This is a genomic window from Microbispora sp. CSR-4 (genome assembly GCF_008033685.1).
GTDB lineage: Bacteria > Actinomycetota > Actinomycetes > Streptosporangiales > Streptosporangiaceae > Microbispora.
This window is the reverse complement of record NZ_VJVX01000013.1, coordinates 64,717-91,586: the sequence shown is the minus strand read 5'-3', so window position 1 is coordinate 91,586 and position 26,870 is coordinate 64,717. Positions and strand designations below refer to the sequence as shown.

Below are 26,870 nucleotides of genomic sequence, written 5' to 3'. Positions count from 1 at the left end.
GCGGAGGTCGCCCCGCTCACGACGTTCCTCGTGGCGGAGTACAGGAGGAGGTGTTCGGGCCTGTGCTCGCGATCCAGTCCGCCGACGACGAGGCGCATGCCTTCGAGCTCGCCGAAGGGACGCGATTCGTCCGGGCATCAGCGGGATGGACGTGGTGCCGTCAGGGATGGCTCGTCTCCTTCCAGGCGAGGAGCACCAGGGCGAGGGCGGTCATCGCGGCGACAGCCGCGAGCGCTATCCAGAACCCGGGGAGTAGCACGGTCCCGTCCTCGGGGGTTGTGACCTCGATCGGCATGAGCGCCACGACCACCCCGAGGAGCAGACCGCCGGCCAGGCGCCGGTTCACGACGAGCCCGGCCAGCACCGTCATGACCACGGCGCCGGCGGCCATCCCCACGATCAGCCAGTCGTACAGGGCCCGGCTCGGGTCGTCGAACATGAAGCAGCAGGCAACGTAGTCACGGCCCCCGAAGCCGACCACCGGGGTAGCCGTCTGCGGCAGCCAACGACCGGCCAGGTAGACCAGTGGCAGCACCCCGAGGAGGGCCCAGGCTCTGCCGTCCCGCCGCCAGGTGAACCGGTCGCTGCGGTGCCACACCAGGAGAGAGGCGGCCAGGACCACGATCAGGATCCACCAGGCCAGACGAAGCGGAAGACTCTCGATGATCACCGTCTCCGGTGGCGGCTTCCGCAGCGCCGGCAGGGCGCTGGGAGAGAAGGCGACGGTGAGGTGGGCGACCGCGATGCCCGCTCCCGCGGCCGCCGTCCGGGTGAACCACAACAGCCCGGCCGCGACGGCAAGGAGGAGAGGCGACAGCGAGGAGGCGAACAGGGTGGGATACCAGTTGTCCCGCAACAGGGGAGCGGTCGCGATCCCGACGGTGTGGAGCACGGCACCCGCGAGCAGGGCGGCGGAGACGACCCGGTCGGCCGTCCGGCCCGGACGCGGCGGTGGCGGGGAGGCGGGTGCCGCCCCGGCAGGGCGGGCGTCACTTTCTTCCGCCCCGCACAGGGGGCAGACGACCCAGTCGGGAACGGCGTCGCCCCCGCAGGATGTGCACAGCAATGACGGCCTCAAGACACTCGGACACGACTCACCCGCCGGCGATGTACCGGATGCCTCCGCCCGAGGGACTCCGGGAGCAGCGAAGTCCAGACAGGACGGCTCGGCCTTCCGGTCGTCCTGTCAGGCCGGGCGGAGAAGTGCGACCAGGAAGCCGGAGTCGTCCCGGAACGGGCGCAGGTCCCAGGTGGACAGCAGCAGGTCGGGTTCGAGCCCGCAGGCGGCCGCGTCCGCGAGGAACTCGCCGAACTCGTAGCCGCGGCCGGCGCCGAAGCCGATCGCGGCCCGGCCGTCCGGCGCGAGGTGCGCGCGGAACCGTCGCAGCACGTCACGGCGGGTGCTCGGCGCGAGGAACGTCATCACGTTCCCGGCGCAGACGACGGCATCGAACGGCGTGGCGATGCCCCGCGCGGGAAGGTCGAGTTCGGCCAGGTCGCCGACCATCCACAGCGGCCCGGGGTGGTCCTGCTCCGCGGCCTCGATCAGAGCCGGGTCGACATCGACGCCGACGACGTCGTGGCCGGCCTCGGCCAGCGCGCCGCCGACCCGGCCGGACCCGCAACCCGCGTCGAGGATGCGGGCGCGGCGCGGCACCATGGCGTCCACGAGGCGGGCCTCCCCGGCGAGGTCGTCGCCGGCGCGAGCCATGGAGCGGAAGCGCTCGATGAACCAGGTGGAGTGACCGGGGTCGGCGGCGACCTTCCGCATCCATATGCTCTCTTCGACCATGCCCGCATTCTCCCGCGCCGGAGGAGGCCATCGGCACCGAGGGGTGACGACCGGGTCAGGCGGCCGCTCGGGGGTCATTTCCGGATCATCGCCACGACGCCGACGGCGACGGCCCAGACGCCGATGAGCGACCCGACCGGGAACAGGGGGTCGAACCGGTCGGTGAAGGCGATGGTGGCGGAGGCGTGCGTAGGCCAGCCCGTCCACCAGGCCGAGCGCGAGCGTGACGCGGTTGCCGGCCGTACGGGTGAGCCCGCCGGCGACGGCGAGGAACGCGATGCTCAGTGCCCAGATCGTGTCGATGATCGTCTCGTTCCAGGTCTGCAGCGTGAAGATGGCCGGCCCGCCGCGCGGGAATCGGCCTCCAGCGCGGCGAACAGGTGCGCGGCCATGCCGGTGGCGGGACGCGGCTCAGGACGGTGCTGCCATGCGGGTGATCGTCGCCGACGACGCGCTGCTGTTCCGGGAGGGGATGGCGCGCATCCTCACCGAGATGGGTTTCGAGGTGATCGGCCGGGCGCGCCACGGCGCCGAGATCGACGCGTGCGCCCGGATCCGCCCGCCGTGGTCGTCACCGACCTGCGGATGCCGCCGGGCTTCGCCGACGAGGGCATCGAGGCAACCGTGCCGGAAAAGCGCCGGGCCGTGGCCGAGGCCGGCCGTCTATCCGGCCCATGCCCTTGGCGCGCGGCCCGTGTCCGTGCTCCCATGCCTGTCATGGAGGGGCGATGACACAGTTCTTATGGAATTGTCCGGACGAAATCTCCGAGCCGCGGCGGGACCTGCCCATGGACCCGAGCGGGCAACGCGGCGCGGCCCGCGCGCCGGCGTCCGTACGCGGGGCCGCCGAGGCGGGGGCGTCCGGGGAGGCCGCCGTTGTCTAGCGGGCGGCTCCTCGCCATCAGCGACCTGCACATCGGCTACCCGGAGAACCGGGCGATCCTGGAGGACCTGCGGCCGTCATCCCCGGACGACTGGCTGCTGGTGGCCGGCGACGTGTGCGAGATCCTGGCCGACTTCGAGTGGGCGATGCGCCTGCTGTCCGGACGCTGGGCGAGGGTCGTGTGGGCGCCGGGCAACCACGAGTTGTGGACGCATCCCCGCGACCCGGTCACCCTGCGCGGAGAGGCGCGCTACCGCCGCCTGGTCGAGGTGTGCCGCTCGCTGGGCGTGACGACCCCCGAGGATCCGTATCCCGTCTGGGAGGGCGCCGGCGGCCCCGCCGTGATCGCCCCGCTGTTCGTCCTGTACGACTACAGCTTCCGCACCCCCGGTGCGCGGACCGCGGAGGAGGCGCTCGCCCTCGCGTACGAGACCGGGGTGGTGTGCAGCGACGAGATGTTCCTGCACCCCGACCCGTACCCGTCACGGCAGGCGTGGTGCGCCGCGCGGCTGGAGGAGACCGAACGGCGGCTGCGCGAGCTGCCGGACGGCCTGCCCGTGATCCTGGTCAACCACTATCCCCTGGTCCGCGAGCCGACCCGGATCCTGCGCTACCCGGAGTTCGCCATCTGGTGCGGCACCGAGGCCACCGCCGCCTGGCACCTGCGTTTCCGCGCGGCCACGGTCGTGTACGGCCACCTGCACATCCCGAGGACCACCTGGCACGACGGCGTCCGCTTCGAGGAGGTCTCCGTGGGCTACCCGCGCGAGTGGAAGCTCCGGGCCACCCTTCCGGGCCGCCCGCGTCAGATCCTGCCGGTCCCGTGACCGGGCGGATCCCGGGGCGGCCGGCGCGGAGCGGCGCGCCCGTCTGCCGCGCGTTATGTCTCCCGTGCCCAAAATCTGGGGCTTAGTGCTGCTTTAGGGGCCGCGCTTAGCGTTCGTGCGGTGATCAGTAGATCCGGGTCACCATCCCGGCCGCGCCCGCGGAGCGCGCGGGCGGCGCGAACGCGGCTCGTTGGAGGAGCGCATGGGGGACATACCGGTACGACTACTGTCGGTGGGGACGGCACTGCCCGGCCCACCCATCGACACGGCCGCCCTGGCTTCGGCGTTCGGCATGGACCAGGTGTGGCGGCAGTGGGTCGACACGTTCATCGGGACCCGGACGCGTCACCTGGCGGTCGACCTGTCCACCGGCGAGCGGCGGGAAAGTCTGGCCGATCTCGGAGAGCGCGCCGCGACCCAGGCACTCGCCCGGGCCGGCGTGTCCGCGGAGGACGTGGACGTGGTCGTGTTCGGCACGGCCACTCCCGACACGCTGATGCCGGCGACGGTGAACGTCGTCGCCGACCGGCTCCGCATCGACGGCGTGCCGACGTTCCAGCTCCAGTCGGGCTGCTCGGGGGCGGTGCAGACCTTCGACGTCGCGGCCTCGCTGCTGTCCACCGGCCGCTACCGCACGGCGCTGGTGATCGGCGGCGACGTGATCGCCAAGCACTACGACGTCAAGGCGGACCTGACGGCGCTGCCGCCGGACGAACTGGTCAACTACGTGCTGTTCGGCGACGGCGCGGGCGCCGCCGTACTCGCCGTGGGCGACCATCCGGAGGCGCCGGTGCTGCGGTCGGTGCTCACCCGGCTGTCCGGCCTGGGCCGCGCGCCCGGCCAGACCCTGCGCTGGTACGGCCTGGCCGACCGCGACGGGGGCGAGGCGCCGGCCAGCGAGGACTACAAGGCGATCGAGGAGCACGTGCCGGTGCTCGCCGAGGAGACGGCCGACGACCTGCTGGACGACCTCGGCTGGGACCGCGCGGAGGTCGGCTACCTCCTGCCGCCGCAGCTGTCCGTCACGATGACCGCGAAGATCACCGAAAGGCTCGCCTTCCCGGCGGCCGAGGAGGTCTCCTGCGTCGCCGAGACCGGCAACAACGGCAACGCCCTGCTGTTCTTCCAGCTCGACCGGCTGCTGCCGGTGATGGCGAGGCCGTCGCGGGCGATCGCGGTCGCCATCGAGTCGAGCAAGTGGATCAGGTCGGGCCTCGCCCTGGAGCGTGTCTGATGCCGGCCGCGATCAGCCGGGCGGAGTTCGTGGACCTGCTGCGGGACGAGATCGGCCTCGCCGTGGCCGCGGAGGACCTGGGCCGGACGCTCGACGAGGTGCCGGGCTGGGACTCGCTGCACCTGCTGACCATGCTCGTGCTGCTGGAGAAGCGGGTCAGCCGTCCGCTGTCGCTGCCCGACTTCCTCGACGCCGCCAGCCTGGAGACGATCTACGAGTTGGTGAACCGATGACCGGGCGGCCGTTCCCTCCCCAGCGCAGGCACACGCTCTTCTTCCTCGACCAGATCCGCGACTTCTCGCCGGTCTTCCTCGACACGGAGGTGGACGCCACGGCGATCACCGCCGGACGTGAGCGGGCCCGCCGGGCGGGACAGCGCCGCTCGGTCGTCTCCTACGTCGTGCACGCGGCCGCCGGCGTCCTGGCCAAGCACCCGGAGGCCAACGCCGCGATCCACGGCGGACTCGATCCGGTCGTCGCCTCCTACGACACCGTGGCGGCCAAGGTCACCCTCGACAAGACGTGGGAGGGCCGCCGGGTCGTGCTCGCGACCGTGATCCCGGGGCTGGAGTCGGCGTCGCTCGCCGACGTGCAGGCCTGCCTCGACCGGGCGGCGGCGGCCGACCCCGGCACCGCCGAGGAGTTCGCCGGCATCCGCGCGCTGCGGCGGCTGCCCTGGAGGGAGGCGCTCGACCGGTTCCGCGAGGCGGCCGGGTCGCTCGATCGCCGGCCCGCGATCACCGGCACGTTCAGCGTCACCTCGCTCGGCCACCGGGCGGTCGACGGCTTCCACTCGGTCGGCGGAACCACGATCACCCTCGGCGTGGGCCGGATCGCCGACCGCCCGGTGGCCAGGGACGGGGCCGTGGTGATCGCTCCGGTCATGCGCCTGTCGCTGGCCTTCGACCATCGCGTGATCGACGGCGCGGAGGCCGCCGACGTGCTCACCGAGATCAAGGACGCGCTGGAGGCGTACGAGGAATGAACGACCTGACCGAGCTGAAGCGGTTCGTCGTGGCGCACGCGATCTCGCAGGGCCTGCCCGCCGACCACTACGCGGCCCTGCTGGACCGCGTCACCACGGACGCGGGCGACGAGCCGGGCTCCTGGCCGTACGAGTGGATCCGCGCCGGCGACGAGTGGGACGCGGCGGGACAGACGGCTCTCGCCGCCCAGTACTACACCATGGGCCGGTTCCCGTACGTCGACGGCCCGGGCCGCAAGCGGGCGCTCGCCCGCGGCCTCGACGCGTTCGACCGCTGGCGGCGCGGGGTGCCGGGCCTGGAACCGGTCGTCGTGGAGGTCGGCGGGGTGCCGGTGCGGGTGTGGGCCGCGGGGCTGTCGGCCGAGCGGCCCCGGCCGCTGCTCGTGATGACCGGCGGCATCGTGAGCCCCAAGGAGCAGTGGGCCGCGGTGCTGCCGCAGATCGCGTCCTTCGGCATGGCCGGTGTCGTGGCCGACCTGCCCGGCGTCGGCGAGAGCCCGCTCCGGTACGGCTCCGACGCCTGGACCCTGTTCCCGGCGATCCTCGACGCGCTGGAGGACCGGGCCCGGGTGAGCGAGACGTACCTGCTCGCGCTGAGCTTCAGCGGCCACGCGGCGATCACCGCCGCGCTGCGCGACCCGCGGGTGCGCGGCGTGGTCGGCAACGGCCCGCCGATCCACGACTTCTTCACCGACGCCGCCTGGCAGGCGCGGGTGCCGAAGATCACCCGGGACACGCTCGCGCATCTCGTCGGAGTGCCGCCGGAGGCCGTGTTCGCCCATGTGCGCGACTGGGCCCTCCGCGACGCCGACCTGGCCGCGCTCACCGTGCCGCTCGCCGCGGTGACCGCCCGGCGCGACGAGATCATCCCGCCCGGCGACGTCGAACGCCTGAAACGGCACGTGCGGGACCTGCGGCTGGTCGAGCACGACGACGTGCACGGCGCCCCCTCCCACCTCGCCGAGACCCGGGTGTGGAGCCTGCTCGCGGTGCAGCGGATGCGGCCCGACGCCGATCCGGAGGTGATCGCGGCGCTGACCTCGGCCCTGCAGGACGCCCGCACGGGAGCGGGCCGATGACCGCCACCGCGCGGATCCGCGACGACTGGCTGCGCGAATACGCCCCCGCCGCGCCGGGCGCACCCTGCCTGGTGGCGTTCCCGCACGCCGGAGGCTCGGCGGGCTTCTTCATCCCGCTCGCGCGGGCCCTGGCCCCGGCGGTGCGTGTGCTCGCCGTGCAGTACCCGGGACGCCTGGACCGGCGGCGCGAGCCCGCCGTGGAGGACGTGCGCGTGCTGGCCCGCCAGGTGGCGGAGGTGATCGCCGGGGAACCGGACGGCCCCCGCACGGCCTTCTTCGGGCACAGCATGGGCTCCCTGGTGGCGTTCGAGGCGGCGCTGCTGGCCGAGCGCGGTCTCGGCACGCCTCCGGAGCGGCTGTTCGTCTCCGGTGGCCGGGCCCCCGCACTCACCCGTGTGGACCCGGCGATCCTGCGGGACGACCGCTCCCTGCTCGACGAGGTGTTGTTCCTCGGCGGCACCTCCCGGCAGGTGCTGGAGAGCGCCGACCTGCGCGAACTCGTGCTGCCCGCGTTGCGCGGCGACTACCGCGCGCTGCGCGGCTACCTGCCCGATCCCGGCGCCCGGGTCCGCTGCCCGATCACCGCGCTCGTCGGCGACCACGACCCGAGGGTGACGGTGGCCCAGGCCGACCGGTGGCGGGAGCACACCTCCGGCCCCTTCCGGCTCACGGTGCTGCCCGGCGACCACTTCTACCTGACCAGACGGCTGGAGGACGTCGCGGAGACCGTACGGCGAGGGCTCGCCGTACCCGTCTGATCCCTCTCGCCGGCCGTCCGCACCACGACTGAGAGTGAGGCACGACGTGATCAGCCCCGACCAGCAGGTGTCCCGGCCCGTCGCGGTCGTCGGAGTGGCGTGCCGCCTGCCCGGTGCATCTGGTCCCGGCGCCCTCTGGCGGCTGCTGGAGGAGGGCCGCAGCGCCGTCCGCGAGGTGCCCGAGGGACGGGCGCTGTCCGCGCTGCTGGACGACCTCGCCCGCGAGCACCCCGGCGTGCGATACGGCGGCTACCTCGACGACATCGCCGGATTCGACGCGGAGTTCTTCGGGATCTCCCCGCGCGAGGCCGCGGCGATGGACCCGCAGCAGCGGCTCGTCCTGGAGCTGGCCTGGGAGGTGCTGGAGGACGCCGGGGTGGTGCCCGCCACGCTCCGCGACACGCCGGTCGGCGTGTTCGCCGGCTCCATCGCGGACGAGTACGCGACGCTGTCGCGGGCCTCCGCGATCGGCCGCCACACTCTCACCGGCACCACCCGGGCCATCATCGCCAACCGCGTGTCGTACACGCTCGGGCTGCGCGGGCCGAGCGTCGCGGTCGACACCGCGCAGTCGTCGTCGCTGGTCGCCGTCCACCTCGCGGCGGAGAGCGTGCGGCGCGGGGAGTCGCGCCTCGCGCTCGCGGGCGGCGTCAACCTGATCGTCGACGCCGCCGGCACGGCGGCGGTGGCCCGGTTCGGCGGGCTGTCGCCGGACGGCCGGTGCCACACCTTCGATCGCCGGGCCAACGGATACGTCCGGGGCGAGGGCGCCGGGCTGGTGCTGCTCAAGGCGCTGGACGCCGCAGTCGAGGACGGCGACCGGATCTACGCGGTGCTGCTCGGCGGCGCGGTCAACAACGACGGCGGCACCGACGGCCTCACCACGCCCAGCGCCCGCGCCCAGGCCGAGGTGCTCAGGCGGGCGTGGGCGGCCGCCGGCGTCGCGCCCTCGGCGCTGCAGTACGTCGAACTGCACGGCACCGGCACCCGGGTCGGTGACCCGGTGGAGGCGCGCGGCCTCGGCCTGGCCCGCCCCGGCGAGGGGCCGGTCCTCCAGGTCGGGTCCGTGAAGACGAACATCGGGCACCTGGAGGGTGCGGCGGGCATAGCCGGGCTGATCAAGACCGTGCTGAGCGTCGACAGACGGCGGCTGCCCGCGAGTCTCAACTTCGCCGAGCCGAATCCGGAGATCGACTTCGACGGCTGGGGTCTGTCCGTCCGCAGCGCGGGCGGAGCATGGCCCCGGGACACTGAACGGCTCGTCGCCGGCGTCAGCTCGTTCGGCATGGGCGGCACCAACTGCCACGTCGTGGTCGCCGAACCGCCCCGCCAGGAGGACGCGGCCCCCGCCGCGCGGCAGGCCGGACCATCGGACCACGACTCCCGCGCGCACATGCCCCTCGTGCTCAGCGCGCGCACCGGTGCGGCGCTGCGGGAACAGGCGGCCCGGCTGCGCGACCTCATGTCCGAGCACGACCTCCTCGGCGCATCCGAGACGTCAGGTGAGCCGGGGGCGTCCGGTGGGCCCGGGGCGCTTCCCGGGAGGCGTGCCGCGGGCCTGGCACGGAGCCTCGCGACCACCCGGACCGCCTTCGACCACCGGGCGGCGATCACGGGGGATGTGACGGCCGGGCTGGCGGCGCTGGCGGAGGGACGTCCCGCTGCCGGTCTCGTCACGGGCAGAGCCAGGACCGCGCCCGTCGCGGTGCTGTTCCCCGGGCAGGGAAGCCAGCGGCCCGGCATGGGCAGGCGGGCCCACCACGACCACCCCGCCTGGCGGGCCGCGTTCGACGAGGCCGCGGCGGCGCTCGGCGAGCGGCTGCCCCGGCCGCTCACGGAGGTCGTCTGGTCCGAGCCGGGCAGCGAGGAGGCCCGGCTCCTCGACCGCACGGCCTTCACCCAGCCCGCGATCTTCGCGGTCGAGGTGGCGACCTTCCGCCTGCTGGGGGCGCTCGGCGTCGAGCCGTCCTTCGTCGCCGGCCACTCCATCGGAGAGGTGGCCGCGGCGCACGTCGCGGGCGTGCTCGACCTGTCGTCCGCCGCCGAACTGATCGCGGCCAGGGGGCGGCTGATGGACGCGCTGCCCTCCGGCGGCGGGATGCTCGCCGCCGGCATCCCGGAGGACGAGGCGGCCGGGCTGCTCGCGGAGGTGGACGGCCTCGCGGTCGTCGCCGCCGTGAACGGACCGCGGTCGGTCGTCGTCGCGGGTCAGGACGCGGTGCTCGACGCCGTCGCCGCCCTCGCCGCCGCACGCGGGCACCGGACCCGGCGGCTCCCGGTGAGCCACGCCTTCCACTCGCCGCTGATGGACCCCGCCCTCGGCGAGTTCCGCGCGGTGCTCGACGGGCTCACGTACGGCAGGGCCCGCATCCCGTTCGTGTCGACGGTGACCGGCGAACCGCTCGACCTCGACGGCGCGGACGACTGGGCCGGCTACTGGGTGGAGCACGCCCGCCGTACGGTCCGCTTCGCCGACGGCCTGACCCGGCTGCGCGCGCTGGGGGCCGGGATCTTCGTCGAGGCGGGACCGGGGACGGCACTCAGCGCGGCCGGGCGGGAGACCCTGGGAACGGCGGCCGCGTTCGTGCCGGTCCTCGGCAAGGACGACGACGTCGAAGCCGCCGTCGGCAGGCTCTTCACCGCCGGGGTGCGCCTCGACTGGGACGCCGTCTTCCCGCCCGGCGCCCCCCGGGTCCCGCTGCCGACCTATCCCTTCCAGCGCGAGCGTCACTGGCTGACCCCGGGCGAGGGCGCACCGGCGGCCTCCGCACCGGTCTCGGCCTCCGCACCGGTCTCGGCCTCCGGCCCGGCTCCGGAGCCGGGCTCCGCGCCCGTTCCCGCGCCCGTTCCCGCGCCCGTTCTCGCGGCCGGCGCGGTGGCCGGTGCCACGGCCGGTTCGACGGCCGGTTCGACGGCCGCCCTTCCCGCCGGCCCGGCGGCCGGGGAGCGCCGCGTCATCGAGGAAGTCGCGGCCGTGCTCGGCTTCGCCGACCCCGCACGCGTCGATCCCGAGGCGACGTTCCGGGACCTCGGCCTCGACTCCCTGGGCCTGGTCGAACTGCGTGACCGGCTGAACGACGCCTTCGGCGCCGGTCTGCCGGCCGCCGCGCTGTTCAGCCACCCCACCCCCGCCGCCCTGGCCCGCCACCTGGCCGGGGACACCCGCGCGGACACGCCCGCCGACGCCGTCCGGGCGGCGGACGACGATCCGGTGGTGATCGTCGGGATGGGGTGCCGGTTCCCGGGCGGGGTCGCCTCGCCGGAGGATCTGTGGAAGCTGGTCGCCGACGGCGTCGACGCCATCGGCGAGTTTCCCGCCGACCGGGGCTGGGACCTCGCCGCCCTCTTCGACCCCGACCCCGGCAGGCCCGGCACCTCGTACACACGGTATGGCGGGTTCCTGCGGGACGCCGCCGAGTTCGACGCGGCGTTCTTCGGGATGAGCCCGCGGGAGGCGCTGGCGACCGATCCGCAGCAGCGGTTGTTGTTGCAGGTGTCGTGGGAGGCGCTGGAGCGGGCGGGGATCGACCCGCTGTCGCTGAAGGACAGCGACACCGGGGTCTTCATCGGGGCCATGTACGACGACTACGCCGCCCGCCTGCGCACCGTGCCCGGGGAGCTGGAGGGCCTGCTGCTGGCGGGCAACGAGTCCAGCGTGGCGTCGGGGCGGATCGCGTATGTGCTGGGGTTGCGGGGTCCGGCGTTGACGGTGGATACGGCGTGTTCGTCGTCGTTGGTGGCGTTGGATCTGGCGGTTCGGGCGGTGCGGTCGGGGGAGTGTTCGCTGGCGTTGGCGGGTGGGGTGGCGGTGATGGCGTCGCCGGGGATGTTCGTGGAGTTTTCGCGGCAGCGGGGGTTGTCGGCGGATGGGCGGTGCCGGGCGTTTTCGGCGTCGGCGGATGGTACGGGGTGGGCTGAGGGTGCGGGGGTGGTGGTGGTCGAGCGGTTGTCGGCGGCGGTGCGTAACGGGCATCGGGTGCTGGCGGTGGTGGCGGGGTCGGCGGTGAATCAGGACGGGGCGAGTAATGGGTTGACGGCGCCGAATGGGCGGGCTCAGGAGGAGGTGATCGGGCGGGCGCTGGCGGAGGCGGGGCTGGGTCCGGGTGATGTGGATGTGGTGGAGGCGCATGGGACGGGGACGCGGTTGGGGGATCCGATCGAGGCGCAGGCGTTGATCGCGGCGTATGGGCGGGGTCGGCGGGTGCCGTTGTGGGTGGGGTCGTTGAAGTCGAACGTCGGGCATGCGCAGGCGGCGGCGGGGGTGGGCGGGGTCATCAAGATGGTGATGGCGTTGCGGCATGAGTGGTTGCCGGTGACGTTGCATGTGGATGAGCCAAGTCCGCATGTGGATTGGGATGGGTCGGGGGTGGCGTTGCTGACCCGTCCGGTGCGGTGGGACTGGCCGGGGCGGCCCCGCCGGGCGGGGGTGTCGTCCTTCGGTATCAGCGGCACCAACGCCCACGTGATCCTTCAGCAGCCCCCCACCGACACCGGCACGCCGCACACCGGCACACCACGCGCCGGCACGTCGCACACCGGCACGTCGCACACCGGCACGCCGCACACCGGCACGCCGCACACCGGCACACCGCTCGCCGGCACTGTGGCGGGGATCGAGCACGGGGACGAGGCCGGGGCGCCGGAAGCGCCGCTGTTGCTGTCCGGGACCGACGCCGCCGCGCTGCGCAGGCAGGCCGCGGCGCTCGCCGATCACCTGCGGGACCATCCGGAGCTCGACCTGCGCGACGTGGCCGCCACGCTCGCGGCTCGGTCACGGCTCGCGTACGGCGCCGCCGTCCTGGGCGACCATCAGGCCGCCCTGCGGGCGCTGGCCAGGGGAGAGGTCCACGAGGCCGCGGTGACGGGCGAGCGGATCACCGGCCGCACGGTCTTCGTCTTCCCCGGGCAGGGGTCGCAGTGGCCCGAGATGGCCCGCGCCCTGCTGACCGCCCACCCGGTCTTCCGCGCCGAGATCGACGCGTGTGCCGAGGCGTTCGCCCCCCACGTGGACTGGTCGTTGCACGCCGTGCTGCGCGGCGACCCGGGCGCCCCCTCGCTGGAGCGGGTCGACGTCGTGCAGCCGGTGCTGTTCGCCGTGATGGTGTCGCTGGCCGCGATGTGGCGTGCCGCGGGCGTCCGGCCGGACGCGGTGGCCGGGCACTCCCAGGGCGAGATCGCCGCCGCGTACGTCGCGGGCGCGCTGTCCCTGGACGACGCGGCGCGGCTGGTCACGCTGCGCAGCCGGGCCATCGCCCGCATCGCCGGAGACGGCGGCATGGTGTCGGTGGCCCTCGGCCCCGGGGAGGCGGCCGAGCTCGCGGCCCGCTGGGGCGGGGCCGTCGAGGTCGCCGTGCACAACGGGCCGCGCTCCACCGTCGTCGCCGGGGACGCCGCCGCGCTCACCGAGGTGCTCGCCTGGTGCGAGGACAACGGGGTGCGGGCCCGCCGGGTGCCGGTGGACTACGCCTCCCACACCCGGTACGTGGAGTCGCTGCGGGAGGAACTGCTGGAGACGTTCGCCGGGCTGACGCCGCGGCCGGCCGAGGTGGCGTTCCACTCGGCGGTGACCGGCGAGCCGGTCGACACGACCACGCTCGACGCCGGCTACTGGTATCGCAACCTCCGCGAGACCGTCCGCTTCGACGCCGTCGTCGCCGGGCTGGCCGGCACCGGCCACCGCAGGTTCATCGAGATCAGCCCGCACCCGGTGCTCACCGTCGCCGTGGAGGAGATCCTGGCCGAGCGGGGTGTGAGCGGCCTGGCCACGGGCACCCTCAGGCGGGGCGAGGGCGGCACGGACGCGTTCCGGCGGGCCCTGGCCGTGGCCCACCTCGCCGGGGTCTCCGTCGCGTGGCCGGTCGGCGGGGCGACGGTCGACCTGCCGACCTACCGGTTCGCGCGCGAGCGCTACTGGATGACGCCCTCGGCAGGGCCGGCCCAGGCGGCCAGGCTCGGCCTCGCCGCGGCCCGGCACCCGATCCTCGGCGCGATGGTCACCCTCGCGGACGGCCGCGCCGTCCTGACCGGGCAGATCGACCCGGCCGTGCAGGGCTGGCTCGCCGACCACCGGGTCCTGGGCACCGTGCTGCTGCCGGGGGCGGCCTTCGCCGAGCTGGCCGCGCACGCGGGCCGTCTCACCGGCGGCCTGGAGGTGCGGGAGCTGACCGTCGAGGCCCCCCTCGTCCTGGACGCCGGCCGCACCGCGCAAGTGCAGGTGCTCGTCGGGACGCTCGACGCGGACGGGCGGCGCGGCATCGGCGTGCACGCCCGGACCGGTGACGACGAGCCGTGGACCCGCCACGCCTCCGGCGTGCTCGCGGAGGCCGACGGCACTCATGCGACCCTGGTCCGCGCCGGGAAGGCCGTGGTCACACCGGCCGGCGGGGAACTGCTGCCCTGGCCGCCCCCGGGCGCCGAGGCGGTGGACGTGTCGGACGTCTACGACCACCTCTATCGGCTGGGATACGACTACGGCCCGGCGTTCCAGGGTCTCGCCGCCGCCTGGCGGGACGGCGGCACCGTGTACGCGGAACTGAGCGTTCCCGGCGACGCCGGCTCCCCGGCGGGGGCGAACGACTTCGCGCCGCATCCGGCGCTGCTCGACGCGGCGCTCCACCCCGTGGTGGCCGGTCTCGCCGGGCTCGCCGTCCCCGACGCGGGAGCGCCGTTGCTGCCGTTCGCGTTCGAGGGCCTGCGTTTCACCGGCGAGGCGGGGCCGACGCTGCGGGCCAGGATCGAGCCGCTCGGCGGCCACCGGTTCCGCTACCTGTTCGCCGACGAGACCGGGCGGATCGCCGGGGGAGTGGAGTCGCTGGCCTTCCGGCCCGCGACGCGCGCCGACCTGACCGGCGCCCGGGCCGTCCCGGAGGCGTACGGCGTCGTCTGGGAGCCCCTCGCCGATCCCGGTGAGGCGCCGGGCCGTGTCGCCGTGCTGGAGGGGTTCGGGCCGGTCGCGGACCTGCTGGATCTCGGCGACGGCACGGGCGTGGACGTCCTCGCCGATCTCGAAGCCGTGACCGAAGCCGTGACCGAAGCCGGGACCGAAGCAGTGACCGAAGCCGCGACCGAAGCGGTGGCCGGGGCAGGGACGGTGCTGGTGCCGGTCGGCGGTTTCCCGTCCGCCTCGGGGGCCTCGCCGGGGCCGATGGAGGAGGTGCACACCAGGACCGCCGCCGTCATGTCCCTGTTGCGGCGATGGCTCACCGGCACCGCGTCCGACGGCGTCCCGCTGACGGTCGTCGTCGACGGACGCGACCTGGCCTCCGCGGCGATCAGGGGCCTGGTCCGCACCGCCGCCGCCGAACACCCCGGCCGGTTCTCGCTCGCGGTCGTGGACGGCCCCGCGCCGGTCGCGCTGCTCGCCGCAGGCCACGGCGAGCGCGAGGTGGCCGTACGCGACGGGGTCGTCCTGGTCCCCAGGCTCGTCGCGCAGGACCTCGGCCCGGCGGATCCCGCGGCGGCGCGGAAGGCGGAGGCGGGGACACCCGGCGCAGACGGCACGACCGGGGCGGACCCGGAAAGCGGCGCGCCCGGCGGGGGTGGGCGGGCGGGTGAAGGGGACGCCTCTGCCGACGTGGACGCGGAGCCGGGGACGGTGCTCATCACGGGTGGCACTGGGACGCTGGGGGCGCTCGTCGCCCGCAGGCTGGCCGGTTCGGCCCGGCCCCCGCACCTGCTGCTGGTGAGCCGCTCCGGGCCGGACGCCCCGGGTGCGGGCGCGCTCGCCCGCGACCTGCGCGCCGCCGGGGCGGAGGTCACGGTGGCCGCCTGCGACGTCGCCGACCGGGACGCACTGGCGGATCTGCTGGCCGCCGTCCCCTCCGGCCGTCCGCTGCGCGGCGTGGTGCACACGGCGGGTGTGCTCGCCGACGCCACTCTCAGTGAGCTGACCCCGGACGCGCTGGCCGCCGTGCTGCGGCCGAAGGCCGACGCGGCCTGGCATCTCCACGAGCTGACCGCCGGCCTGCCGCTTGACCGCTTCGTGCTGTTCTCCTCCGCCGTGGCCGCCTTCGGCGTGCCGGGACAGGCGAACTACGCCGCGGCCAACGCGTTCCTCGACGCGCTGGCCGAGCACCGCAGGAGCCTCGGCCTGCCCGCCACCTCCATCGCCTGGGGCGTCTGGGAGGAGGCCAGCACCATGACCCGCGGCCTGGACGACGCCGGCCGGGCCCGGCTCGCCCGGTATGGCGTCGGCACGCTCGCCACCGCCACGGCGCTGGACGCCTTCGACCGCGCGCGCGAGCCGTACGTGGTGGTCTCGCCCTTCGACGACGCCGTGCTGCGGGAGGAGGCGGCGGCCGGCCGGCTGCCCGCCCTGTTCTCCCGCCTGGTGGCGTTCCCGCGCGGGGCCCGGCGCGCGCCCGGGGGCGCCTGGGCGAGCCGGGTGCGGGCCGGGCGGCCGCACGAGCGCGTCCACCTCGTCACCCGGCTGGTCCGCGAGCAGGCCGCGGCCGTCCTCGGCCACGCGGACCCGGCCGAGGTGCCCGGCGACCGCCCGCTGAAGGAGCTCGGCTTCGACTCGCTGACCGCGGTCGAGCTGCGCAACCGGCTCAACACGCTGACCGGGCTGACCCTGCCCGCCACCGTCGTCTTCGAGTTCCCCACGGTCACCGCGCTCGCCGGGCACCTGCTCGGGCTCCTCACCGCGGGGGACACGGCGACGTCGTCCCCGGCGGCGGTCCGGACGGCGGCGGACGACGATCCGGTGGTGATCGTGGGCATGGGGTGCCGGTTCCCGGGCGGGGTCGCCTCGCCGGAGGATCTGTGGGAGCTGGTCGCCAACGGTGTGGACGCGACCGGGGACTTCCCGGACGACCGGGGCTGGGACCTGGAGCGCCTCTACCATCCCGACCCGGACCACCGGGGCACCGCCTACACCCGCCGGGGCGGCTTCCTCTACGACGCGGGCGAGTTCGACGCGGCGTTCTTCGGGATGAGCCCGCGGGAGGCGCTGGCGACCGATCCGCAGCAGCGGTTGTTGTTGCAGGTGTCGTGGGAGGCGCTGGAGCGGGCGGGGATCGACCCGCTGTCGCTGAAGGACAGCGACACCGGGGTCTTCATCGGGGCCATGTACGACGACTACGCCGCCCGCCTGCGCACCGTGCCCGGGGAGCTGGAGGGCCTGCTGCTGGCGGGCAACGAGTCCAGCGTGGCGTCGGGGCGGATCGCGTATGTGCTGGGGTTGCGGGGTCCGGCGTTGACGGTGGATACGGCGTGTTCGTCGTCGTTGGTGGCGTTGGATCTGGCGGTTCGGGCGGTGCGGTCGGGGGAGTGTTCGCTGGCGTTGGCGGGTGGGGTGGCGGTGATGGCGTCGCCGGGGATGTTCGTGGAGTTTTCGCGGCAGCGGGGGTTGTCGGCGGATGGGCGGTGCCGGGCGTTTTCGGCGTCGGCGGATGGTACGGGGTGGGCTGAGGGTGCGGGGGTGGTGGTGGTCGAGCGGTTGTCGGCGGCGGTGCGTAACGGGCATCGGGTGCTGGCGGTGGTGGCGGGGTCGGCGGTGAATCAGGACGGGGCGAGTAATGGGTTGACGGCGCCGAATGGGCGGGCTCAGGAGGAGGTGATCGGGCGGGCGCTGGCGGAGGCGGGGCTGGGTCCGGGTGATGTGGATGTGGTGGAGGCGCATGGGACGGGGACGCGGTTGGGGGATCCGATCGAGGCGCCGGCGTTGATCGCGGCGTATGGGCGGGGACGGCGGGTGCCGTTGTGGGTGGGGTCGTTGAAGTCGAACGTCGGGCATGCGCAGGCGGCGGCGGGGGTGGGCGGGGTCATCAAGATGGTGATGGCGTTGCGGCATGAGTGGTTGCCGGTGAGGTTGCATGTGGATGAGCCGAGTCCGCATGTGGATTGGGATGGGTCGGGGGTGGCGTTGCTGACCCGTCCGGTGCGGTGGGACTGGCCGGGGCGGCCCCGCCGGGCGGGGGTGTCGTCCTTCGGTATCAGCGGCACCAACGCCCACGTGATCCTTCAGCAGCCCCCCACCGACACCGGCACGCCGCACACCGGCACACCACGCGCCGGCACGTCGCACACCGGCACTACGGGCACCGGTCCGGCGGACGCCTCCGGCCGCGGGAACGCGCGCCTGGGCGAGGCGGGGCCCGAGGAGGGGGTCACGGCGGCCGAGGCCCCCGGCGCGGCGGGCGCCAACGTCGGCGGGGGCGTTCCGTTCGTGCTCTCGGCGAAGACGGAGACCGCGCTGCGCGCCCAGGCGGGCCTCGTGCACGACGTCCTCGCCGCGGGGTCCGCCGCGCCGCGCGACGTCGCGTACACCCTCACCCGCAGGGCGCGGCTGGAGCACCGGGCCGTCGTGGACGTCGGCCCGGGGGCGGACCCCGTTCAGGCGCTGGCGGCTCTCCGCGACGGCGGACGCCATCCCGGGGTGATCACCGGGCGCGCGACGCCGGACCAGCGGCTCGCCTTCCTCTTCTCCGGGCAGGGGGCGCAGCGGGCCGGCATGGGCGCCGGGCTGCTGCAGACCTCCACGGTGTACGCCGCCGCGTTCGACGAGATCTCCGCGCTGCTGGAGCCGCACATCGGCGTCGCCCTGCGGGACCTGCTGGCCGATCCCGAGCGGCTCGGACAGACGCGGTACGCCCAGCCGGCGCTGTTCGCGGTGGAGGTCGCGCTCCACCGGCTCGCCGAGTCGCATGGCCTGCGGCCCGACTTCCTGATCGGGCACTCGGTCGGCGAACTCGCCGCCGCGCACGTCGCCGGGGTGCTCGACCTCGCCTCCGCCTGCGCGCTGGTGGCCGCACGCGGCCGGCTGATGCAGTCGGCCAGGGAGGGCGGCGCGATGGCCGCGTTCGCCGCCACGCCCCGGGAGGCGGCCGAACTGGCCGCTTCGGCGCACGGCGCCGTCGAGATCGCCGCGATCAACGGACCGGCGTCGGTGGTGCTGTCGGGCGACGCGGACGAGGTCGACCGGCTCGCCGGGCGATGGAAGGCCGCCGGCCGCAAGGCCACCCGGCTCAAGGTGAGCCACGCCTTCCACTCGGCCCACATGGACGACGTTCTGGAGGACTTCCGCCGGGTGGCGGCGGGGCTGACGTTCGCCCCCGCCCGGGTGCCCGTCGTCTCCACCGCGACCGGGAAGCTCGCCGGTGAGCGGGAGATGGCGTCGCCGGACTACTGGGTGGCCCAGTTGCGCGGCGCCGTGCGGTTCGCCGACGCGGTCCGTACGGCGCGGGAGGCGGGCGCGACCCGGTTCGCCGAGCTGGGCCCCGACGGGTCGCTCGCCGCGCTCGCCCAGGAGGCGGACGACGCGGAGACTCCCGGCGCGGCGGTCGCGGTGCCGCTGCTCAGGCCCGGCCGTCCGGACGCGGAGGCGTTCCGGGCGGCGCTCGCCCGCCTCCACGTGACGGGCGTCCCGGTCGAGTTCGGTCCGCTCGTGGAGGGCGGCCGGCTCACAGACCTGCCCACATATCCGTTCGAGACCAGGCGCTACTGGCTGCTGCCGCCCGTGGACGACGACCGGCCGGCGGCGTACGGGCTGGACACGTCTCCGCATCCGCTGCTCGCCGGCGCGACCGAGCTGCCGGACGGCGACCTGCTGTTCACCGGCGTGCTGTCGACCCGCCGCCAGCAGTGGCTGGCCCACCACCGGGTCGGCGGGCGGGTGCTGGTCCCCGCCACGGCCCTGGTCGAGCTGGCCCTCGCCGTGGGCACGACGGCCGGCCGGCCGACGCTCGGCGAGTTCGTGATGCACACGCCGATCGAGCTGGAGGGCGCGGCGGAGGTCCGTCTCCAGGTGGCCGTGTCCGCGGGCGGGACCCTCACGATCCGCAGCAGCCGCGCCCCGGGCGCGGCGCAGGGGCCGGCGCACTGGGACGTCAACGCCACGGCCACGCTCACCGAGGACGAGGTCCTCCCCGGCCGGCCGTTCGCGTCGGGCCCGGGGACCCGCCTCGATCCGGGCACGCCGGAGGACGCCTATCGGCTGCTCGCCGAGCACGGCTACGAGTACGGCCCGGCGTTCCGGGGGCTCGTCTCCGCCTGGCGCGACGAGGGCGACCTGTACGCCGAGGTGGCGCTGCCGCCGTCGCTCCGCGCCGAGGCCGCCGGATACGCCGCGCACCCGGCTCTGCTGGACGCCGCACTCCACGCGCTCTCGCTGGACGGGCTCGACGGGCCCCGGCGGGTGCCGTACGCGCTGAGCGGTGTGCGCGCGCGCCCGGCGGCGGGGGCGGGCCATGCGCGGCCGTCGGGAGCGGGGCCCACCCGTGTCCGCGCCCGGCTCACCCCGCTGGACTCCGACACCTACCGGGTGGACCTCGTCGGCGACGACGGAGGGGAGGTGCTGACGGTGGAGCGGCTGCGGCTGCGCCCGCTCCCGGCCGCCGCCGCGCTGTACGGCCTGGCCTGGGAGGCGGCGGCACCGCCCGAGCCGGTCGGGGACTTCGCCCTCGCCGACGACCTCCCCGGCGACCCGCCGCCGCTCGTGCTGCTCGACGGGCTCGACCTCGATGACGACCCGTACGCCGCGCTGGACGCGGCCCGCGAGGCGCTGCGGCGATGGCTCGCCGATCCCGCGGCCGCGGACGCCCGGCTGGTGGTGCTGACGCGTGGCCTCGCCGTGGACGGCGACGAGGACGCCAGACCGTCCACTGCCGCCCTTTGGGGCCTGGTCAGGTCGGCCCGGGCCGAGCACCCCGGCAGGTTCGCCCTGCTCGACATCGGCGCGGAAGAGCTCGATCCGGGGCTGCTCGCGGCCGTCGGCGCGGCGTTCCCCGAGGCCGCGATCCGCGGGGGAGCGCCGCTGGTGCCGCGGCTCGTCGCCGAGCCCGCGGCGCCGTCCTCCGGAGCGCCGCCGCTGTGGCCGCGCAGCGCCGCGGGCGGCACCGTGCTCGTGACCGGGGGCCTCGGCGCGCTCGGCCGGCGGATCGCCGCTCACCTGGTCACCCGGCACGGCGTGCGGAACCTGCTCCTGGTCGGCCGCCGGGGCGAGCGTCACCCGGACGCCGCCGCGATCCGGGCGGAACTGACCGCCCTCGGCGCCGCCGTCACCGTACGGGCCTGCGACCCGGCGGACCCGCGGGCCCTGGCCGCCCTGCTCGCCGGTCTCGACGGCCCGTTGACGGGCGTCGTCCACGCGGCGGGCGTCGCCGAGGACGCGGTCGTCGAAAGGCTCACCGCGCCGGCTCTGCGCAGGGTGCTCGACGCCAAGCTCGCGGCGGCCCGCAACCTCGACGAGGCCACACGCGAGGGCGACCTCGACGCTTTCGTGCTGTTCGGCTCGGTGGCCGGTGTGCTCGGCACCGCGGGTCAGGGCGCGTACGCCGCCGCGAACGCCGCGCTGGAGGCGCTGACACGGCGCAGACGGCGGTCCGGCCGGCCCGGGCTGACCGTGCACTGGGGCCTGTGGGATGTCGGCGACGGAATGAGCGGCGGCCTTTCGGGGCGGGACGTCGCCCGGCTCGGGCGGGCCGGCATCCGGCCCATGTCCCCGGCCGACGGGCTCGACCTGTTCGACCGCGCCCTGGGGCTGGACGTCCCCGTCGTGGTGGCGGGCAGCCTCGACCTCCCGGCGGCGGCGGCACGGATCCGCCCCACCGCCGCACAGCCCCACCGGCGCCCCGGCGCCCGTTCCCAGGGTGCGGACACCGCGCGGGCGGTGCTCGACGCGGTGCTCGACGTGGTGCTCGACGCGGTGGCCGCCGTGCTGGGGCACGCCGACGGCTCGGAGATCGACCCGGGCCGGGCGTTCACCGATCTCGGGTTCGACTCGCTGACCGCGGTCGAGTTGCGCAACCGGCTCGGCGGCGACCTCGGCGTCCGCCTGCCCGCGACGGTCGTGTTCGACCACCCCACCCCGGCCGCCCTCGCCGCCCATCTCGACGGCATTGTCACCGGCGGCCCCGGCACGCGCGGCGACGAGGCCGAGGGGCCGCGGGAGCCGTACGCGCCGGACGACGACGCCGTCGCGATCGTCGGCATGGCCTGCCGGTTCCCCGGCGGCGTACGGACGCCGGCGGAGCTGTGGGAGCTGCTCGTCTCGGGCACCGACGCCATCACCGAGTTCCCCGCCGACCGAGGCTGGGACCCCGACCTGTTCGACCCCGATCCCGACCATCCGGGCACGTCGATCACCCGGTATGGCGGGTTCCTGCACGACGCCGCCGAGTTCGACCCCGAGTTCTTCGGCATCAGCCACCGTGAGGCCCTGGCGGTCGACCCGCAGCAGCGCCTGCTGCTGCAGACCGCCTGGGAGGCGATCGAGGACGCGGGAATCGATCCGGCGACGCTGCGCGGCTCCCAGAGCGGGGTGTTCGTCGGCGTCATGTACTCCGACTACGGGGCGCGCGTCCACCAGCGCCGCGGCGCGGCCCGAGACCTGGAGGGCTACCTCGTCAGCGGCAGCGCGGGAAGCGTCGCGTCCGGCCGCATCTCCTACACCCTCGGCCTGGAGGGCCCGGCGGTGACCGTGGACACGGCCTGCTCCTCCTCGCTGGTCGCCGTCCACCAGGCCGCGCAGGCCCTCCGGCTCGGCGAGTGCGCCCTGGCCCTGGCCGGCGGCGCGACCGTGATGGCGAGCCCGGCCACGTTCGTCGAGTTCAGCCGCCAGCGCGGGCTGGCGCCTGACGGCCGCTGCAAGCCGTTCTCCGCCGACGCCGACGGCACCGCGTGGGGCGAGGGCGTGGGGCTGCTCGTGCTGGAACGCCTCTCCGACGCGCGGCGCAACGGCCACCGTGTGCTCGCCCTGGTCCGCGGCTCCGCGGTCAACCAGGACGGCGCGAGCAACGGGCTCACCGCGCCCAACGGCCCGGCGCAGGAGCGGGTGATCCGTGCCGCCCTGCGCGGCGCCGGTCTGCGGCCGTCGGACGTCGACGTGCTGGAGGCCCACGGCACCGGCACCCGGCTCGGCGACCCGATCGAGGCGGGCGCCGTGCTCGGCACGTACGGCCGGGACCGGGACGGGCGCGCTCCGCTGCTGATGGGCTCGGTCAAGTCGAACATCGGCCACACCCAGGCGGCGGCCGGAGTGGCCGGGATCATCAAGATGGTGCTGGCCATGCGGCATGGCCGGGTGCCCGCCACGCTGCACCTGGCCCGGCCCAGCGAACACGTCGACTGGTCCGGCGGCGCGGTCATCGTGCCCGCCGAGCCGGTCCCCTGGCCCGACGCCCCCGGGCCGCGCCGGGCCGCGGTCTCCTCGTTCGGCATCAGCGGCACCAACGCCCACGTCATCCTCGAAATGGGCGACGAGCCTCCCGCGCCGGACGCCCCGCCCGCCGTGGCGCCCGGCGAGGAGACGTCCGCGACGCGGGTCGTGCCGTGGGTGCTCAGCGCCCGCACCGCCGAGGCGCTGCGCGAGCAGGCGGCGAGGCTCAGGCGGCATGTGCTCGCCGATCCCGGGCTGCGGCCGGCCGACGTCGCCCTGTCGCTGGCCACCACCCGGACCGCGTTCGACCATCGGGCCGTGGTGCTCGGCCGGGACCGCGCCGAGCTGGTCGCCGGGCTCGACCACCTCGTCGCGGGGACGCGGCCGGAGGCCGGCGGCTTCCCCGTCGTCGTCACCGGCACGGCGGTGCGCGGCCGCACCGCCGTGCTGTTCGCCGGCCAGGGAGGCCAGCGGACCGGCATGGGCACGGAGCTGTACCGGACGTTCCCGGCGTACGCGCGGGCCTTCGACGAGGTACGCGCGGAGCTGCTCCGGATCGACGGCGTCGACGTGGCGGCGGTGATCGCGGGGGAGGGCGAGCCGGGGCTCATCGACAGGACCCGCTACACGCAGACGTCGCTGTTCGCACTGGAGGTCGCCCTCTTCCGCCTGCTGGAGTCGTGGGGCCTGGCGGCCGACGCCCTCGCGGGGCACTCGGTGGGGGAGATCGCCGCCGCGCACGTCGCCGGGGCGCTGACCCTGCCGGACGCGGCGGCGCTCGTGGCAGCGCGCGGGCGGCTCATGCAGGAACTGCCGGAAGGCGGGCTGATGGTCGCCGTGCAGGCCGACCGGGCGACGGTGGAACGGCTGGCGCGGGAGGCGGAGGCGCCCGTGGACGTCGCCGCCGTCAACGCCCCCGGCTCGGTGGTGATCTCCGGGGACGCCGAGCCCGTGGAGAGGCTGGCCGCGATCCTGTCCGGGCGCGGCCACCGGACCAGACGGCTCACCGTGAGCCACGCCTTCCACTCGGCCCGCATGGAGCCGATGCTGGCGCCGTTCCGCGCGGAGATCGCCGGACTGGCCGCGTCGGCCCCGCACCGCACGCTCGTGTCGACGCTCACCGCAGAGGAGGCCGGCGCCGGCACGCTGGGGTCACCGGACCACTGGGCCGGCCAGGTGCGGGGGACCGTGCGCTTCGCCGACGCGGTCGCACGGCTGCGCGGCCTCGGCGCGGCCCGCTTCCTGGAGATCGGCCCCGATTCGGCGCTCACCGCCATGGTCCGCCAGTGCGACCTGGGCGAGGACGCCGTCGCGGCGGCCGCGCTCGGCCGCGGGACCGGCGAGGTGACCGCGTTGTGGACGTTCGTGGCCCGCGCCTTCGTGGCCGGGGTCGCCTGGGACTGGCGGGCGCTGCTGGGCGGGGGCGTCGTGGTCCCGCTGCCCACCTACGCCTTCCGCCGCGAGCGGCTGTGGCTCGCGGCGCCCTCGCCGGACGCGACCGCGACCGGCGTCGGCGCGGACGATCCCGGCCACCCGCTGCTCACGGCCGCCGTGACCGTCCCCGACGGGGGACCCACCGTCTACACCGGCGTGCTGTCGGCCGGGCGGCAGCCCTGGCTGGCCGACCACGCGCTCGCGGGGGCCCCGGTGCTCCCGGCCGCCGCCCTCCTCGACGTGACCGCCTGGCTCGCGGCCCGGCACGGCGCCGACGGGGTGCGGGAACTGGAGCTGCGCTCGCCGGTGCCGATCCCCGCGGAAGGGGAGGTCCAGCTGCGGATCACGGTCGACGGCGCCCGGGTGCGTGTTCACGGCCGTCCCTCCGGGTCCGGGGAGTGGACCCTGCACGCCGAGGCGGTGCTCGGCGACGACGGTCCCGGGCCCGGCTGGCCGGGCCGCCGTCCGCCCGAGGCCGTGTCCGTTGACGTGACCGGCGCGTACGCCCGGTTCGCCGCGCGCGGCTACGAGTACGGCCCCGCCTTCCAGGGCCTGCGCGCCATGTGGCGGACCGAGGACGAGCTGTACGCCGAGGTCGAGAGCGAGATCGTCCCCGGGCTGCTCGACGCGGCCCTGCACCCGTGGGTCGCGGTCGCCGCGGACCCGCCGGAGGGGCGGATCCCCGTCCCCTACGCGTTCCGCGGCCTGGCTCTCCACGCCGTGGCGGGGAGACGGCTGCTGGTCAGGATCCGGCTCACCGGGGAGGAGACGTTCACACTCGACGCGGCCGACGCCGGCGGATCCCCGGTGCTGTCGGTGGCGGAGGTACGCGTACGCCCGATAGAGGAGCGCGCGCTGCTGAGCGCGGGGGGAGCCGGCCCGCGGCCGTACGAGATCGTCTGGGCCCCGGCCCCGCTCGACGGCACGCCCCCGGCCGGGAGACCCGCGGTCGTCCTGGCCCCCGAGGGGCTCCTCGCCGACGCGCCCTGCCCTGTCGTCACCTACCCGACCGGCGGAGAACCGGGAGGCAGCGCCGCGCCCCCGGGCGGCCCGGCCGCGGCGGTCCGGGCGGCCCTGGACGCGGCCCGCGCGGCCGTCCTCGGGCTGCCCGACGACGGCCACCTCGTGGTGGTGACCCGGGGAGCCACGGGAGACGAGGGACCACAGGCCCCCGGCCCGGCGCCCTCCGGCGGGCCGGGCGACCTCAGCGGGCTGATCGGGGCGGCGCTGTGGGGGTTCGTCCGTGCGGCGGTCCAGGAGTTCCCCGGCAAGGTCGGCGTGGTCGACCTCGACGACAGCCCGGAGTCGACGGCCGGGCTGCCGCGCGCCCTGGCGGCCCGGCCCGGCCAGATCGCCCTGCGCCGGGGCGAGGTCGTGCGTCCCCGCCTGCGCGCCCTGACCGGCGCCCCCGGCGACGCGCCGGACCTGGGCTCGGGCACGGTCCTGGTGACCGGAGCCGGCGGCGCGCTCGGCGGCGAGGTCGTGCGGCACCTGGCCCGCCGGCACGGCGCCCGCAGGCTGCTGCTCGTCAGCCGGCGCGGCGACGCCGATCCCGCGCTGCGTGCCCTCGCCGGGGAACTCGCGGCACAAGACGGCGTCGATGTCCGTACAGCCGCCTGTGACGTGGCCGACCCCGCGGCGACGGAGGCGCTGGTCGCCGGGGTGGCCGGCGACCTCGTCGCGGTGGTCCACGCGGCGGGCGCGCTCGACGACGCCGTGCTGGAGAACACGACCCCCGAACGGCTCGACCGGGTCCTGCGCCCGAAGGTGGACGCGGCCTGGAACCTCCACCGGCTCACCGCACACCTGCCGCTGCGGGCGTTCGTGCTGTTCTCGTCCGTCGCGGGGGTGCTGGGCAACGCGGGGCAGGCGGGTTACGCCGCGGCCAACGCGTTCCTGGACGCGCTCGCCCGGCACCGGCGGGCGGCCGGGCTGCCCGCACTGTCGCTCGCCTGGGGTTTGTGGGACTCCGGCGGAGGCATGGCCGCCGAGCTGAGCGCGGCCGCGCGGGCACGGCTCGACCGGATGGGCGTCCGCCCGCTGGTCAGCGGCGAGGCGCTCGACCTGCTCGACCACGCACTGGCGGCGGGCCCCGCCGTGCTGGTCCCGGCGCGGTTCGACCGGGCCGCGCTCGCCCGGCGGCAGGGCGAACCGCCCGAGGTGCTCGCCGATCTGGCGCCCGCCGCCGCCGCTCCCGCCGTACGGGCCGTGCCGCTGGCGCGGCGCCTCGACGGGCTGGACGAGGAGGCGGCCCGGGCCCTGGTGCGCGGCGTCGTCGCGGGCCGGGTCGCGGAGGTGCTCGGGCTGCCCGGCGGAGCGCGCGTCCCAGAGGATCGCGGGCTGTTCGACCTCGGTCTCGACTCGCTCACGGCGATCGAGCTGCGCAACCGGCTCGGAGAGGAATCGGGCGAGCGGCTCCCGGCGACCGTGCTGTTCGACCACCCGACCGTACGGGAGCTGACCGCGTACCTGCTCGACCGGGTGCGCGGGGAGCGGCCGGTGTTCGACCCGGCGGCTCTGGACGCCTGGGTGTCGGCCGCCTCCGGCCGCACCGGCGGCGACCGGCAGCGGGCCGAGCTCGTACGGGCGCTGCGCGGCGCGCTGAGCGTCCTCGACCCCGCCGGGGGACGGCCGGCCGCGAACGGCGGCGACTCCCTGGCCGGAGTCGAGGCGGCCTCCGACGACGAGCTGTTCGGCCTGCTCGACCGGGAGCTGAGCGAGTGATCCCGCCGCACGCCCTTCCCCGCGGAACGACGGATCTTCAGGACGGAGAGCGGTTCA

Annotated in this window: 9 protein-coding genes; 7 read left to right on the top strand and 2 right to left on the bottom strand. The window is 75.7% G+C overall.

Translation table 11 applies throughout. The annotated features are described in order from the left end of the window. Nucleotides 1-160 precede the first annotated feature (160 nt). The gene (locus tag FLV34_RS12890) at nucleotides 161-1,066 is read right to left on the bottom strand and encodes a hypothetical protein (RefSeq protein WP_147943187.1); all 906 of its coding nucleotides are present in this window, start codon (nucleotides 1,064-1,066) and stop codon (nucleotides 161-163) included. Nucleotides 1,067-1,186: 120 nt separating this feature from the next. Then, the gene (locus FLV34_RS12885) at nucleotides 1,187-1,792 is read right to left on the bottom strand and encodes a bifunctional 2-polyprenyl-6-hydroxyphenol methylase/3-demethylubiquinol 3-O-methyltransferase UbiG (RefSeq protein WP_142647614.1); all 606 of its coding nucleotides are present in this window, start codon (nucleotides 1,790-1,792) and stop codon (nucleotides 1,187-1,189) included. An 876-nt stretch (nucleotides 1,793-2,668) separates the two neighbouring features. On the opposite strand from FLV34_RS12885, the gene FLV34_RS12880 reads away from it, so the two are divergent. From FLV34_RS12880 to FLV34_RS42375, 7 genes are all read left to right on the top strand, one after another. Next, nucleotides 2,669-3,502 (top strand): metallophosphoesterase, encoded by an 834-nt coding sequence (locus FLV34_RS12880; RefSeq protein ID WP_147943186.1) that lies wholly within the window; start codon nucleotides 2,669-2,671, stop codon nucleotides 3,500-3,502. A 202-nt stretch (nucleotides 3,503-3,704) separates the two neighbouring features. Next, nucleotides 3,705-4,736, top strand: coding sequence for a 3-oxoacyl-ACP synthase III family protein (locus FLV34_RS12875; protein ID WP_142647610.1), 1,032 nt, complete (start codon nucleotides 3,705-3,707; stop codon nucleotides 4,734-4,736). Further along, entirely contained in the window at nucleotides 4,736-4,969 is a 234-nt protein-coding gene (locus FLV34_RS12870; RefSeq protein ID WP_142647608.1) for a phosphopantetheine-binding protein, read from the top strand. Before FLV34_RS12875 ends, FLV34_RS12870 begins: the two co-directional genes overlap by 1 nt. Next, complete coding sequence (locus tag FLV34_RS12865; protein WP_142647606.1) at nucleotides 4,966-5,721, top strand: 2-oxo acid dehydrogenase subunit E2; 756 nt, start codon at nucleotides 4,966-4,968, stop codon at nucleotides 5,719-5,721. Before FLV34_RS12870 ends, FLV34_RS12865 begins: the two co-directional genes overlap by 4 nt. Next, nucleotides 5,718-6,800, top strand: a complete 1,083-nt coding sequence (locus FLV34_RS12860) for an alpha/beta hydrolase (RefSeq protein ID WP_142647604.1) — start codon at nucleotides 5,718-5,720, stop codon at nucleotides 6,798-6,800. Before FLV34_RS12865 ends, FLV34_RS12860 begins: the two co-directional genes overlap by 4 nt. After that, nucleotides 6,797-7,558, top strand: coding sequence for a thioesterase II family protein (locus tag FLV34_RS12855; RefSeq protein ID WP_142647602.1), 762 nt, complete (start codon nucleotides 6,797-6,799; stop codon nucleotides 7,556-7,558). The genes FLV34_RS12860 and FLV34_RS12855 overlap by 4 nt, the downstream gene beginning before the upstream one ends. Nucleotides 7,559-7,604: 46 nt before the next feature. Next, nucleotides 7,605-26,813, top strand: a complete 19,209-nt coding sequence (locus tag FLV34_RS42375) for a type I polyketide synthase (protein ID WP_147943185.1) — start codon at nucleotides 7,605-7,607, stop codon at nucleotides 26,811-26,813. The last annotated feature ends 57 nt before the right edge of the window (nucleotides 26,814-26,870 follow it).